The sequence below is a fragment of the Phyllobacterium endophyticum genome, assembly GCF_003010935.1.
Lineage (GTDB): Bacteria > Pseudomonadota > Alphaproteobacteria > Rhizobiales > Rhizobiaceae > Phyllobacterium > Phyllobacterium endophyticum.
On record NZ_PGGN01000002.1, the window covers coordinates 74,827 to 89,023 of the forward strand.

The 14,197-nt window shown below is 55.2% G+C and carries 14 protein-coding genes; 7 read left to right on the forward strand and 7 right to left on the reverse strand.

All coding sequences use genetic code 11. From position 1 onward, the window contains the following. Window positions 1-194 precede the first annotated feature (194 nt). A complete protein-coding gene (locus tag CU100_RS08260) occupies window positions 195-2,132 on the forward strand; it encodes a L,D-transpeptidase family protein (RefSeq protein WP_106717166.1) in 1,938 nt (645 codons plus the stop codon). Window positions 2,133-2,139: 7 nt separating this feature from the next. Here the strand turns inward: CU100_RS08260 and CU100_RS08265 are convergent, their stop codons facing one another. The 6 genes from CU100_RS08265 to CU100_RS08290 form a co-directional block, all read right to left on the reverse strand. Further along, window positions 2,140-2,880: a proteasome-type protease gene (locus tag CU100_RS08265; protein ID WP_106716134.1), complete on the reverse strand. Its 741-nt coding sequence runs from the start codon at window positions 2,878-2,880 to the stop codon at window positions 2,140-2,142. Window positions 2,881-2,911: 31 nt separating this feature from the next. Then, window positions 2,912-3,709, reverse strand: coding sequence for a transglutaminase family protein (locus CU100_RS08270; RefSeq protein ID WP_106716135.1), 798 nt, complete (start codon window positions 3,707-3,709; stop codon window positions 2,912-2,914). Between the two features lie 5 nt (window positions 3,710-3,714). Further along, window positions 3,715-4,656 (reverse strand): alpha-E domain-containing protein, encoded by a 942-nt coding sequence (locus CU100_RS08275; protein WP_106716136.1) that lies wholly within the window; start codon window positions 4,654-4,656, stop codon window positions 3,715-3,717. Between the two features lie 66 nt (window positions 4,657-4,722). Then, window positions 4,723-6,135, reverse strand: a complete 1,413-nt coding sequence (locus tag CU100_RS08280) for a circularly permuted type 2 ATP-grasp protein (protein ID WP_106716137.1) — start codon at window positions 6,133-6,135, stop codon at window positions 4,723-4,725. Between the two features lie 225 nt (window positions 6,136-6,360). Then, complete coding sequence (locus CU100_RS08285; protein WP_106717167.1) at window positions 6,361-6,798, reverse strand: BA14K family protein; 438 nt, start codon at window positions 6,796-6,798, stop codon at window positions 6,361-6,363. A gap of 175 nt (window positions 6,799-6,973) precedes the next feature. After that, window positions 6,974-7,657: an HAD family hydrolase gene (locus CU100_RS08290; RefSeq protein ID WP_106717168.1), complete on the reverse strand. Its 684-nt coding sequence runs from the start codon at window positions 7,655-7,657 to the stop codon at window positions 6,974-6,976. 195 nt (window positions 7,658-7,852) lie between these two features. On the opposite strand from CU100_RS08290, the gene rpiA reads away from it, so the two are divergent. The 4 genes from rpiA to CU100_RS08310 all read left to right on the forward strand — a co-directional run bounded on the left by rpiA (window position 7,853) and on the right by CU100_RS08310 (window position 11,371). Next, window positions 7,853-8,560, forward strand: a complete 708-nt coding sequence (gene rpiA, locus CU100_RS08295) for a ribose-5-phosphate isomerase RpiA (RefSeq protein WP_106716138.1) — start codon at window positions 7,853-7,855, stop codon at window positions 8,558-8,560. An 89-nt stretch (window positions 8,561-8,649) separates the two neighbouring features. Then, window positions 8,650-9,228 carry a DUF2059 domain-containing protein gene (locus CU100_RS08300; protein ID WP_106716139.1) on the forward strand — a complete coding sequence of 193 codons (579 nt, stop codon included), beginning with the start codon at window positions 8,650-8,652 and terminating at the stop codon, window positions 9,226-9,228. A 117-nt stretch (window positions 9,229-9,345) separates the two neighbouring features. Then, window positions 9,346-10,740 (forward strand): glutathione-disulfide reductase, encoded by a 1,395-nt coding sequence (gene gor / locus CU100_RS08305; RefSeq protein ID WP_106716140.1) that lies wholly within the window; start codon window positions 9,346-9,348, stop codon window positions 10,738-10,740. Then, the gene (locus CU100_RS08310) at window positions 10,733-11,371 is read left to right on the forward strand and encodes a gamma-glutamylcyclotransferase family protein (protein ID WP_170113776.1); all 639 of its coding nucleotides are present in this window, start codon (window positions 10,733-10,735) and stop codon (window positions 11,369-11,371) included. The genes gor and CU100_RS08310 overlap by 8 nt, the downstream gene beginning before the upstream one ends. Window position 11,372: 1 nt before the next feature. Here CU100_RS08310 and CU100_RS08315 read toward each other — a convergent pair whose 3' ends face one another. Continuing rightward, window positions 11,373-12,251, reverse strand: coding sequence for an alpha/beta hydrolase family protein (locus CU100_RS08315; protein ID WP_245418970.1), 879 nt, complete (start codon window positions 12,249-12,251; stop codon window positions 11,373-11,375). A gap of 218 nt (window positions 12,252-12,469) precedes the next feature. Here CU100_RS08315 and CU100_RS08320 point away from each other — a divergent pair, with 218 nt between their 5' ends. Together CU100_RS08320 and CU100_RS26790 are read left to right on the forward strand one after the other, a co-directional pair. After that, complete coding sequence (locus CU100_RS08320) at window positions 12,470-13,849, forward strand: class II 3-deoxy-7-phosphoheptulonate synthase (protein WP_106716142.1); 1,380 nt, start codon at window positions 12,470-12,472, stop codon at window positions 13,847-13,849. An 81-nt stretch (window positions 13,850-13,930) separates the two neighbouring features. After that, window positions 13,931-14,104, forward strand: coding sequence for a hypothetical protein (locus CU100_RS26790; protein WP_170113777.1), 174 nt, complete (start codon window positions 13,931-13,933; stop codon window positions 14,102-14,104). Window positions 14,105-14,197: the final 93 nt, after the last annotated feature.

Genomic DNA, 14,197 nt, shown 5'->3' on the forward strand with positions numbered 1-14,197 from the left:
ATGAATATGAATGTAAATCCGGATAAATGTGTCCAAACCAGCACACAGCTTAAAATTGTGCCGGGGCGAGGTGATATCTGGGGGCGGGGGCATTGTTAAAACAATCTAAATACGATGCGGTCAAACTGGTCACACACCTCTTCCAACGGCTCATGTTCATCCGTGGGCAACACAGTTCCAGCTGGGCGCGTATCATGAATACCTCTTCCAAAAAGAATGCAATTTTCCTGGCTGCCATGTTGTCAGCCACGGCAATCTCCATGTCGCAGGCTTCGGCGGCCAGCAATCTGATGGAACTGCTGTTTGGCAATCGCGGTGTCGGATCCCGTGCTGTCGACCAGACCCAGCAGGCGCATCCTGGGCGGCTGGAGGATGACCAGACAACCAGGCGCGCGAGCGTCCAGCGTCCAACCGCCCCGATCAAGCGCGTCGTCGTTTCAGCGCCTACGAATTACGACTACAAGCCGGAAGGCCTGGTTCAGGTTGATTTTTCGAAAGTGGATACGCAGATCACCGCTTCGGCTGATCATGGGGATATTACGCCATCGATGGCTATGGACGAATTCGGATTGAAGATTGACCATTTGAAGGCCGCTCACGTTCTTGCAGAAAAGGAAATCTCTGACGCGATCGTCTCATACTATGCCACCAAACAGCGTCCGATCTGGACTGCCTCGTATGACGTGACACGGAAGGCAAAGGCAGTAGTGGCTCTTTTTGCCAAAGCGGCAGAAGATGGCCTTGATCCGCAGGATTACACCGTCACGGTGCCCAGCGACTATTATGACCGCTCCGATATCCCGGCAAGGTTGAAGGAGCTGGCGGATTTCGAGCTTGCCCTGTCGGCACGTGCGCTCCGCTACGCGATGGATCAGGGCGAGGGCCGGATCAATCCGAACCGCCTCAGCGGGTTCCACGATATTGCCACAGGAAGGCTCAAGCCGCGGGAAGTGATCAACCAGCTAGCTTCGTCGAATGATCCAGTTGCAACGCTTGTTGCCTTTGAACCGCAGAATAAATGGTATGCCGAGCTGAAAAAGAACCTGCAGGGGCTTGGGGAGACCGACGAACCCATCAGACGCGTTGCTCCGGGCACTTTGATTCGCCCTGGCGAGACCAATCCGGAAATTCGAAACGTCGTGGCGCTGATCAGGACGAAAGCGCCGAAAGACTATATCGCTACGCACGATTCGGTGTTGGCCGCGCACGAGAATGGCGATGTCTATGATGAGACCCTCGTCGAGGCCATCAAGGACTTTCAAAAATCGCAAGGGCGCAAAGCTGACGGAATAATCGGTAGCAGCACGATCAAATCGCTCCAGAGCGAAACAAATGCGTCCAAGCGAGACCGCATCCTTTATTCGATGGAGCGCCTCCGCTGGCTCCCGCACGATTTCGGCAAGCGATATGTTTTCATCAACCAGCCCGCATACAGGGCCCAATATTTCGATGACAACACGGAAAAGCTGGCGATGAACATCGTCATTGGCTCGCCCACAAACCAGACCTATTTTTTCGATGATACAATCGAAACGGTTGTCTTCAATCCATCTTGGGGCGTGCCGCGTTCCATTATCCTCAATGAGATGATGCCAAAGATACTCAGCAATCCCTCCTATCTGGAAAACAGTGGATATGAGGTCTACGACAAGTCGGGCCGCGTGGTCCCGTCAAGTTCCGTCAACTGGTATCAGATCGCTTCAAATGGCGGGGGCGTGGGTATTCGCCAGAAGCCAAGCCTGGACAATGCCTTGGGCGAACTGAAGATACTTTTCCCGAACAGCCATGATATTTACATGCATGACACGCCCGCCAAGTCGTATTTCAAGCGTGACATGCGGGCATTGAGCCATGGCTGCATCCGCCTGGAGCGCCCACGTGATATGGCTGCTGCAGTGCTCGGCGTGCCCGTCGAAGATCTCAAGCAGTACTTCGGTAAGAATGAGCGTAGCGTGAAACTCAAGGATCAGCTTCCCGTCTACGTGTCATATTTCACTGCTTGGCCGGATGCCACGACCGGAGAGATAAACTACTACGACGACGTCTATGAGCGTGATGCCTATCTGGAAAAGGCCATCGCCAAGACGCGTGCAGTCCGGCAGACGGCAAGCATTCAAACTGCGAATCTATAGTTCACAGTCAGTTGCCGGTTTTGATCTCGAAAGGTGGCAGGCTCTGGAACGCAAGTTTCAAAGCCTGCGACCAGCCTTCGGAGACAATCTCATAATAGGGATCATGGCGTTCGATGCGTTTCTCGAAGCCCAGTTTTAGACTGTCCGATTCGTAAAACTGCAGATCGAGCGGCAATCCGACCGACAGATTGGATTTCAAGGTGGAATCGAATGACACGAGTAAAAGCTTGGTAGCCTCTTCGAATGTCATCGCCGGATCGTAGGAGCGGACAAGGATCGGCTTGCCATATTTATGCTCTCCGATCTGGAAGAAAGGCGTATCAGGCGTCGATTCGATGAAGTTGCCCTCCGGATAAATCAGGAAGAGGCGTGGATCGCCGCCCTTGATCTGACCCCCGAGAATGATCGACGCACCAAACGAATCGGCGCGCTGCCCCGCTGAATCGACCTCGTGAATGACGCTCCTGATTGTGTCGCCGACAAGTCGCGCCGTCTGAAACATGGAAGGCATCTCATAGATCGAAGGCGCCCTTTCCGATGGTTGCTTGGTCCGTTCATTGAGAATGCTGATGACAGCTTGCGTGGTCGCGAGGTTGCCGGAGGAAAGCAGCGTGATGACACGATCGCCTGACTTCGCCCAGGTATACATTTTCTTGAAGGTGGAAATGTTGTCCACACCGGCATTCGTTCTCGTGTCAGACATGAAAACAAGGCCGCGGTCCAGTTTGAGCCCCACGCAATAAGTCATAGCGAATCCCGAATTCCCGATAGCAGAGCGATTACTGCTCTACATTGACCTCTACGGCAAGTGATTCAATGCCTGGCCCAAAGCGTACACCGGAAATTGGTGCCGCCTCGCGGTAGTCGAGGCCACAAGCCAAGCGCACGTAGGTTTCGTTTGGACAAATATCATTGGCAGCATCGAAACCAACCCATCCGAGCCCGTCAATGTGGGCCTCAGCCCAGGCATGGCTAGCCGTCTGTTCGACCGTGTTGTTGAGCATGAGATAGCCGGAAACGTAGCGGGCGGGAATATTGAGCAGGCGGGCGACGGAAATGAAAATATGAGTATGGTCCTGGCACACGCCGTTGCCATTGAGGAGTGCCTCCTCGGCCGTCGTATTGATTGTAGTGGTCCCCGGCGTATAGGCCACCCTTTGATGCAGTGCTCCCATGAGTTCGTGCATGAGCGCGAGTTTATCGGACTTGTCCGGCAGTCCCGCAGCCAGACCACGGATAGCTTCTCCGGGCTTGGTCAGCTCTGTCTCACGCTCGTAAAGCCAGGTAGGCATGAAATTATAAACCTTGCCAAGAACTCCGGTCCGGTCTTCCGTCTCCACATGTCCTCCAGCGCGGATGACGAGTTCTTCTACGTCGCGCTCAAGTCTTATGAGCATGGTGCGATTTCCATAGCCATCGCGGTAATTGGCTTCTTGCGTCGCACCCTCGACAGTAACGGACCAATCACTGACCTTCTGTCCCGGGCTGCTCTGCGGATGCATGCGCAGGCGCAACACCGAATAGTGTACCGGAGCGTCATAGCGATAGTGTGAGTTGTGCTGGATATTCAGAAGCATGTTCTTCAATCGAAATTGTAGGCTTGAGCAATCTTGCTGCTCAAGCTGTTTGTCTGATGAATGAGATCGCTCAGGAATTCGTGTAGTCCGTTGTCAAAGATAGTACGGATCTCATTGTTTTCGAGCCGCGTCATGATACTTTCTGACATTTCATGGCACTCGTGTCTCTTGCCGTAGTCCAGAGCAAGGTATTTCAGGTTATCCACAATGTTGGAATAACAGAAGTTTAGCGATCGCGGCATGCGTGAGTTCAGGATCAGGTAATCCGCTATGTTCACTGGATTGTATTCGACATCATAGACCCATCGATAGGAGCGGTGAGCCGAAACGGATCGCAAGATTGACTCCCACTGAAAGTTATCCAGTGTGGTTCCGACGTAGGAAATCGAGGGTAGCAACACGTAATATTTGACATCGAGAATGCGTGCGGTGTTGTCAGCGCGTTCGATGAACGTGCCGATACGTGCAAAGTTGAAAATTTCATTGCGGAGCATGGTTCCATGAAAGGCGCCGCGAATGATGGCGGTTTCCCGCTTGATCTGGTCCAGTACACGCGGCAAGTCCGTTTCGGGAACGGCCGAGGCCAACGTGGACTTAAGGACCATCCACGTTTCGTTGACAGCCTCCCAAGCCTCGCGTGTCAGAGCCGTTCGTACCATTCGTGCATTGGAGCGCGCAGTTTCGACGCATGACATCACGCTTGAAGGATTGTTCAGATCACGCAACAGAAAATCTGAAACGAGACTTGCGTTATATTCCTTGTACTTGCTGTCGTAGCCGATCTTTACTCCCGCGCTCATTAAAACGGATGACCACTCTTCTGGTGCATCTGACGTTTTCGTCAGCGCCATTCGCAGTCCGGCATCGATGAGGCGCGCCATATTCTCTGCCCGCTCTATGTAGCGGAACATCCAGTAGAGACCATTCGCGGTGCGGCCAAGAAGCATTTTCTGGTAGTTTCCCTCTGTGATTCAGGAACCGTCTTTAGCGGTTCTTATTTCTGCATGGATCGTCTAGTCGTCCAGCACCCAGGTATCCTTCGTACCGCCTCCCTGGCTTGAGTTCACGACAAGCGAGCCTTCCTTCAGGGCCACACGTGTAAGCCCTCCGGGGGTGATGCGGATGCGGTCGGAGACCAGCACGAAAGGGCGCAGATCCACGTGACGTGGCGCAAGGCCCTTCTGCGTCATAATCGGTGTCGTCGACAATGCCAGCGTTGGCTGTGCGATGTAATTCTTCGGGTTAGCCTTGAGTTTCAGGGCAAATGCCTCGCATTCCTTTTTGGACGCCGCGGGGCCGACGAGCATCCCGTATCCGCCTGAACCGTGAACCTCCTTGACCACAAGATCGGAGAGATTCTCGAGGACATATTTGAGTGTATCCGGCTCGGAACACCGATGAGTCGGGACATTCTCCAGAATTGCTTTGCGACCCGTGTAGAATTCCACGATCTCGGGCATGTAGGAGTACAGGGCCTTGTCGTCGGCAATCCCCGTACCCGGCGCATTTGCGATCGTGATATTGCCCGAACGGTAAACATCCATGATGCCGGCAACACCGAGCGCTGAATCGCGCCGAAAGGTAAGGGGATCGAGGTAGGAATCGTCGACACGCCTGTAAAGAACGTCAATGGCGCGGTTACCCTCCGTAGTCCGCATCACGACCCTGCCGTTCTCGATCTTCAGGTCGCTTCCTTCGACGAGTTCAACACCCATCTGGTCCGCGAGAAAGGCATGTTCGAAGTAGGCCGAGTTGAAGATACCCGGCGTCAACACGGCGATGGTAGGCGTTCCCTCGCAGCCGGGCGGTGCAACCGCTGCCAGCGATTGTCGTAGCAGCTTGGGATATGTTTCGACAGGGCGTACCTTGATTTGCTGAAACAGTTCCGGAAAAAGCTGCATCATCGTTTCGCGGTTTTCCAGCATGTAGGAAACGCCCGAAGGTGTGCGCGCATTGTCTTCCAGAACGTAGAACTGGTTTTCTTCTGTCCTGACAATGTCCACGCCAATGATATGGGTGTAAACATTTCCCGGTGGTCTGAACCCTACCATCTCCGGAAGGTAAGCATCATTGTGCGTAAAAAGTTCTCGTGGGATTCTTCCTGCACGGATGATTTCCTGCCGGTGATAGATGTCATCCAGGAACGCATTGAGAGCCATGACGCGCTGCTCGATACCTTGGGAGAGGCGGCGCCATTCGTTGCCAGTAATGATGCGGGGAATGATATCGAAAGGTATGAGACGTTCGGCGGCTTCTTCGTCGCCATAGACTGCAAAGGTGATCCCGGTCTTGCGAAAAACGTTTTCTGCGTCGAGTGACTTCTGAGCCAACCGCTCAGGATTCTGGGTGTCGAGCCAGCATTTCAGTTGTTCATATGGCGGCCGCACGTCACCGCTGGTTTTGATCATCTCATCAAATGGCTTCACTCAAAATCCCCTTCATATGAGCGTCATTCAAGCGGGTTCAGCAAAAAAAGCAAGCACATTCCATTGTTGAGGGATGACTGCGGAAGCACGGCTCAAAAATTAGGCAGCTATGGCAAATTCAGGGCAAGCGCAATTCGATCTTCGTCTAATGTGTGAGCGCTGTTGAAGATGAAAAGAGCCCGGTCACCAAAGGGGCCGGGCTCTGGGAACATTACTCAGAATGCCTTAGTAGGGCGATACGCACTGGCGGCGCGGACCATTGTTGGGCTGATATGTGTTGTCATAAGCCCTGTAGGACCGATAGCGATTATAGCACCACCGTGTGTGAGCGCTGCCAGCCCTGTAGACTGGGCGGGGCGCAATGGCATTTCCGATCACCAGGCCTGTACCGAAAGCAGCCAGCGGGAACCATGCGCCATTATAGTAGCGATAACCCGGGCGGCGATAGTCGTAGCCCCGGTGACCTCTGTACCAATAGCGACCACCCCGGTAGCGATCTCCGCGCCAGCGGTCTCGGCGCCAACGATCACCCCGCCAGCGATCTTCACGATAACGGCGGTATTGCACCTGATCCACATTGGTGCTGCCCGTCTCTATGCTCAAAGGCGTCAGCGGCGCCGAGTAGGCAGGCATCGGTCCGACAGAAACCATCCCGACCGCCATCGCAAAGCCAGCCAGTATCGAAGTAAGCTTCCTCAATTTTTCCTCCTGGAATCCCGGGACTGTCTGGTCCCGTTCTTATTGTAAAAGCAAAAACATCTCGGATGATAGGCAAACGCCACCTAACACCTGCAGCTGGTTAACGCGCAGACAAAAAAGTCGTTCCAATTCAGGCGGTTCAGGCGCTGACTGCACCTATCAAATCGTCAGCAAGCTCGACCTTCAACTCACGAAAGTGTGAGATGACCCGGCTTGGTTCATAGCTTGCGACCGGCAGGTCCGAATAGCCGAAATCTACAGCAATCACCGGGATACCAGCAGCCTTCGCTGTGTTGATATCGGTTTGACTGTCGCCGACCATCACACAACGATCGGGGTCACCACCGGCTTTGCGGATAGTCTCGATCAGATGGCGCGGATCGGGCTTGCGGAACTCAAATGTATCGCCACCGCAAATGGCACCGAACCGCGCAGATTGTCCCAGGCCCGCCAGGAGTTTGACGGACAAGCCCTCAAACTTGTTCGTGCATACCGCAAGCAGGTATCCGGCGCTCGACAATTCCTGCATTGCCTGTTCGGCTCCTTCGTAAAGTGCGGAGTGCCCTGGCATGTTTGCACCATAGTGCTCGACGAAAATGTCCACGAGCCAGTCGAGTTGTTCCGGGCTCAGCAGTTTTTGCTGTGCTTCGAACGCTCGCTCGATCATCACGCGTCCGCCGTGTCCGACATAGCGGCGCAAAGTGACCGGATCGACTTTCTGCAGGCCTGCTTCGTCGAGGCAATGATTGAGACTGTCGAGAAGGTCTGGCGCGGTATCCACCAGAGTTCCGTCAAGATCAAATACGACAATAGGTTTGGACATATATGTTCCTGTGGCATCCATAGCCGATTGCGAAACCGAGGACTTGCCGGTTTTCAAGAGGTGACCTTCCCACACTGAAGTATAAGGTGGGCGCAAAATCAAGCGACGAGCCTTGACCCGGTCGCCTGACGTGTTAGGGAGCCAGTGTCAAGTCAAAGCGATGACAAGTCAAAGCTACAAGAAGGCGCACCGTCCATGGATGCCAAATCGCTGAAGATCAAAGCTGCAGCCGAGGCGCTCACCTATGTGAGGGACGGCATGCGGCTCGGTATCGGGACCGGCTCGACCGCCGAGGAATTCGTGCGGCTTCTAGCCGTCAAAGTTGCCTCTGGAATGAAGATCATCGGCGTGCCGACCTCAGAACGTACCGCGGGTCTTTGCCGCGAACTTGGCGTCCAGCTTACCACCTTGGAGGAAACGCCCCAGCTTGATCTGACGATCGACGGTGCCGACGAAATCGACCCGGATCTCTCCTTGATCAAGGGTGGGGGTGGTGCACTGCTGCGGGAAAAAATTGTTGCCGCGGCATCAAGCCGGATGATCGTGATCGCAGACGAATCGAAACTGGTGGGGGCACTGGGTGCGTTCGCCCTGCCCATCGAAGTCAATCGATTTGGGCTTGCAGCGACCAGATTTGCCATCGAACGTGCCGCTGGCGACCTTGAACTTGCAGGTCCGGTTACATTGAGGATGACGAGCAAGGAACCATTTGTTACAGACGGCGGGCATTTGATCCTGGATGCATCTTTTGGCCGCATTCCGGATACAAGAGCTTTGTCGAACGCTCTGCACGCCATACCCGGTGTAGTGGAGCATGGACTTTTTCTGGGACTGGCGCGCGTGGCCATTTTGGCCGGGGCTGACGGGATCAGAACGCTGACCTCCGCGCTTGGCAAGGTGTAAGCGCGTATTTGAATCTGCGCAGAACATTCTGAAAATCGATGATGATTTTTGGGTTCTCGCGACAACGTTGAAAACGGAGCGATAAATTCATGAACCGAGCAACTGGCTTTCGCCGCTTGATTGCACCTTTGGCTGTCGTAATCATGATTGGCGGTCTCGGCGCCGCTCAGGCGCAGGATGCAAACGCCAATAGCAATGTCACTCCGTCGCATCTTGCTGCGGCGCGGGCTGCTATTTCTGCGATCAAGGCTACAGACCAGTTCGATACGATCCTGCCGAATGTTGCACAGCAGCTGAAGGTTGAACTGGTCCAGAAGGACCCTAATCTTGAGTCGATTATCAGCGCAGCCGTCGACGAACAGGCCTTGGCACTTGCAGCGCGCCGGGCCGATCTCGAGAATGAAGCCGCCCGCGCCTACGCCGTGTCCTTCAACGAAGAGGAACTGAACGCAATCACCGGGTTCTACAACTCAGAAGCTGGTAAAAAACTGTTGTCCGAAGGGCCGATCGTTACGCGTGAAGTCATGAAGGCAGCAGGCATCTGGCAACGCGGTATTGCACGGGATCTTGCCCAGGCAGTCGCCGAAAAGGTTGTTGCGGCTGCAGCCGCGACTGCCCCTGCTCAGGCACCGGCCGCACCGGCACCAGCGCAACAAAAGAAGCCCTGAGCTTCAACCCGGTTCGACATACGGAAAAGCCCGGCCGCAATGCCGGGCTTTGTTCTTTTAAGCCGCCACGATACAACCCATTTATGAAGCGCCCACCGAACACGGAGTGATTGCACCATGCCAAGTTATGACTACGATCTATTCGTTATCGGGGGAGGTTCAGGCGGCGTTCGGGCAGGCAGGCTCGCTGGTGCGATGGGCAAAAAGGTTGGTCTCGCCGAAGAGTATCGTATGGGCGGAACATGCGTAATCCGTGGCTGCGTTCCAAAGAAACTGTTTGTCTACGCTTCACAATTTCCCGAACACTTCGCCGCTGCTGAAGGTTACGGTTGGAGCGTTGGAGAAAGCAAATTCGACTGGCCGACTCTGGTCGCCAACAAGGACCGGGAGATTGCGCGGCTTGAGGGGCTGTACCGGCAGGGGCTCGACAATTCAGACGTTGATATTTTCGACAGCCGCGCGGTGCTTGTCGACGATCACACAATCGAAATCCTCGACACCGGAAAACGGATCACGGCTGACCAGATCCTCGTCGCTACGGGCGGCCATCCGAATCCGCATCCGGCTCTGCCCGGACACCAGTTGTGCATCAGCTCCAATGAAACCTTTCACCTTGAACATTTGCCGAAGGCGATCATCATCGAGGGAGGCGGCTATATCGCAGTTGAGTTCGCCAATATCTTTCATGGCCTCGGTGTTGAGACGACGCTGATCTACCGCGGAAAGGAGATATTGTCGCGCTTCGACCACGATTTGCGGCAATTGCTGCATGCCGCCATGGTCGCCAAGGGAATTCGCGTGCGCTGCGTCGATGTGATCGAGGAGGTACGGCGGCAGAGTGATGGCCGGCTCGCCGCGCGTCTTTATTCCGGTGATGAGCTTGTCGCCGATCAGGTCATGCTGGCTATTGGCCGTGCACCGAACACGAAGTCCCTTGGACTTGAGCAGGCGGGAGTCGAGGTCGACGAACTTGGCGCAATAAAGGTTGACGAATATTCGCGCACGAGCCGGACCAATATCTGGGCAGTTGGCGACGTAACCAACCGCGTTCAGTTGACGCCCGTAGCCATCCATGAGGCAATGTGCTTTCTCGAGACGGCATTCAAGGATAATCCCACTAAACCCGATCATCGGCAGATTGCGACGGCAGTGTTCTCGCAACCGGAAATCGGTACAGTGGGACTGACCGAAGAAGAAGCCGGCAAGGAGTTCAGGCAGGTCGAGGTCTATCGGGCTCTTTTCCGGCCCATGCGCAACACGCTGTCAGGCGCCAAGGACAAGATGTTGACGAAGCTGATCGTCGACGGCGACAGCCGGAAAGTCATCGGGGCTCATATACTCGGCCCCGATGCTGGTGAAATGGCTCAGCTCTTGGCGATTCCGATCAAAGCCGGGTGCACGAAAGACGATTTTGATCGCACGATGGCGGTGCACCCCACCGCGTCGGAGGAACTGGTGACTATGTATAAGCCAAGCTACAGATTGGTGAATGGCGAACGTGTCGATGGATGACATAAAAGCCCTCGCTAAAAACGGCAGACTGGTCGCTTATTTTGGTTATGGCTCGCTGGTGAACCGGCAAACATTGCGGACGAACATCGTGGAAGCCGTTCCCGCAAGGTTGCATGGCTGGCGGCGCCTGTGGCGCCCAAGTCGCAGCGAGGCTGCGCTTCCGGCTGCGCTTTTATCGGTCTGCCGGGATGAGGGCTCTAGCGTGGACGGCCTGCTGGTTTTCGACCATTTGGAAAATCTCGCATCTGTGGATTTGCGTGAGGAGAATTACGACAGGCGTAGCATCGAGGCTGCGGACATCGAAACCGCAGCACCTTTGCCAGAAGATGTGCCGATTTACGTTTATGAAGCGCACCAGTTTGAGCCCGCCGAGCCTGTATCGCAGATCATCCTGCAATCCTATCTCGACGCGGTCATGCAGGGATTTCTGGTCGAGCATGGCGAAGAAGGGCTTCGTCGTTTCGTCTTCAAGACAGGATGTTTCAGCACGCCGATCTTCCCGGACCGCCCGTCACCAGCCTATCCGCGTGCCGTTAATCTGAGCGACGAAGAAATAGATATGTTCGACCGGTTGCTCGCGGAAATGGGCGCGAATTTCACCGACGTTTCAAGAGGCGGCGAAGTCGGCTAGGCTACTTGCGTTTCGTGCCTCGAGGTGGCGCCCATGGGTACTTGTCCATGCAGTATCCAGTCGATGACTGCCGGCCAAAGCTTTCTTCGTGCTGCTTGCGGAAAAAGCCGAGATGGCCAACGGGACCTGGAGCGCTTTCATGCGGCGAAAGCCACAGTTCCCGAATTGCGGCGTTGTTGTAGTGGACAAGCAAAGCATCAACCGCTTTTGGCGTACCCCACACGTCATCCGTAATGCCTACGGAAAGGATGGGGATGCGCACCGATTGAAAATGTCTGGCCTCCGGTACCTTCGGATCCGCAAACAGGAAATTCGGATTGCGGCACCAGCGCGCCCAATCGCGGAACACGCTGCCGGGGAGGGCTTCGCCCAATCCGCCCCATTTCGGAAATTTGCCGAACGGGATGGTGAGCGGGACGCCGAGCAGATTCATTCTGGCGAAGACAGCGAATGGCTCTGCCGTATTCCGATAATAGCCCGAAAGCGAGGCGAGTGCAGTATAGCGCTGAAAGTCCGACGAGCGGTTGCTTAGCCCGAGCGCCACGCCGCCAAAGGAATGGCCTATGCCCACGAGAGGATGCGGCCCGGAAATACGCTTTAAATTATCCAGTGCTGCAGGAAAATCCAGCGCACCCCAGTCCTTCATGTTGAGACGTGCCTTCCAACCTTTTGGCGCAACAGATGCTGCGACGCCCCTGTAATCGTAGGTGAGAACGGTCGATGCACCGAACCGGATCAGTCGATCAGCGAAATGACGGTAAAATTTCGCGGGAACAGCCGCAGCTGGCGAGATCAGAACTGCCGGCCCGGCACCGGTGCCTTCAAAAATTGAGCCGCTTAGCGGATAGCCGTCCGAGGCTTCGAAACTAATCTGACGCATGGCTCGCTCCATTTACCTTAACGTCAACGTAAGTCATATTGCGTGACAGGACAACGGCCATCCAAAAGAAACGGACTTTCCGCAGCCGTGCGGTTTTGTCTGCGGGCCAACGGGACTGGTGTATCCCATATAATTGGACTATATGAGCGCCTTCCGGCAAGTCCGGATAAGTCTCAAACGAACGCTACCAATATGGAAAGCAAGTAACAGGTGCAATAATGACGAAGAACTGGACACCGACTTCCTGGAGAGGCAAACCTATCAAGCAGGTGCCTTATTACCCGGACGCTCAGGCTGTGAGCGATGTCGAGGCCCGTCTTCGTACTTATCCGCCGTTGGTTTTTGCAGGTGAGGCTCGCAAGCTCAAGAAGCAGCTTGCCGCCGTCTCCAGGGGAGAAAGTTTTCTTCTGCAGGGTGGAGACTGCGCCGAGAGCTTTGCCGAGCATGGCGCGGACAATATCCGCGATTTCTTCCGCGTGTTCCTGCAAATGGCCGTTGTGCTGACCTTTGGCGCTTCTCAGCCCATCGTCAAGGTCGGCCGTATCGCTGGTCAGTTCGCCAAGCCTCGCTCCTCGGATACTGAAACCAAGAATGGCATTGAACTCCCGATTTATCGGGGCGATATCATCAATGGTACCGAGTTCACGGAGCAGTCGCGGATTCCGGATCCTGCCCGGCAGGAGATGGCGTACCGCCAGTCTGCCGCGACGCTCAATCTTCTGCGGGCATTTGCTCAAGGCGGCTATGCCAATCTGGAGAACGTAAACCAGTGGATGATGGGGTTTGTCGCCGACAGTCCCCAGGGCGAGCGCTATGGCCAATTGGCGCGCCGTATTTCCGAGACCGTAGACTTCATGCGGGCCGTCGGCATCACCGCAGAAACGAACGCGCAGTTGCGCGAGACGGATTTCTACACCAGCCACGAAGCATTGCTGCTCGGCTACGAGGAGGCGCTGACTCGCGTCGATTCAACGTCAGGCGACTGGTATGCGACATCGGGCCACATGATCTGGGTGGGCGATCGTACGCGCCAGGCCGACCATGCGCATGTCGAATACTGTCGCGGCATTAAGAACCCGCTCGGCCTCAAGTGCGGGCCGTCGCTGGAAACGGATGATCTGCTGCGCTTGATCGATCTGCTCAATCCAGCTAACGAGCCAGGCCGCCTGACATTGATTGCCCGCTTCGGTCATGACAAGGTCGCCGATCACTTGCCCAAGCTTATCCGTGCGGTGCAAAAGGAAGGTCGCCAGGTCGTCTGGTCATGTGACCCCATGCATGGCAATACGATCACAGCAAATGGCTATAAGACACGGCCGTTCGACCGCATCTTGAAAGAGGTCGAGGTCTTCTTCGGCGTACACCACGCGGAAGGAACTTATCCTGGCGGCATTCACATCGAGATGACCGGCAACAACGTCACCGAATGCACGGGCGGTGCGCGGGCGATATCGGCAGAAGACCTGCAGGATCGCTACCACACGCATTGCGATCCTCGTCTCAACGCCGATCAGGCGCTCGAACTGGCGTTTCTCGTTGCCGAGCTCCTCAAGAAGGAACGCGACAGCCACCCGCAGAAACTGGCCGTCAACGCCTGAGCGACAGGCTGCCTAGAAACGTTTGGCGAGGGCGGTCTTCAAGATCGCCCTTCGTTTTTATAATATGGTTGAGGCCTGAAGATGATGGCCAGGAGCGGATATAACGCTCTATTCATCAACGCCGCGCCCACCGGCAAATCGTTCAAGCTGACTGTGGCGACACTCGGCCATTGGACACCAGTGGGTGTGATGGAGGAGGAATATCTCTTCTGGGACAATCTTGCATTCATGAAGCAGATCAGTATCGCGCAATAGCTGAGAGCTTGAGCCCCTCGTCAGAAAAGGTGGGGGACCGGAACTTTGGTTGTGGGAATGGTAGCCCTTTGGGCTGGAGTTTTTTGCTGGCGG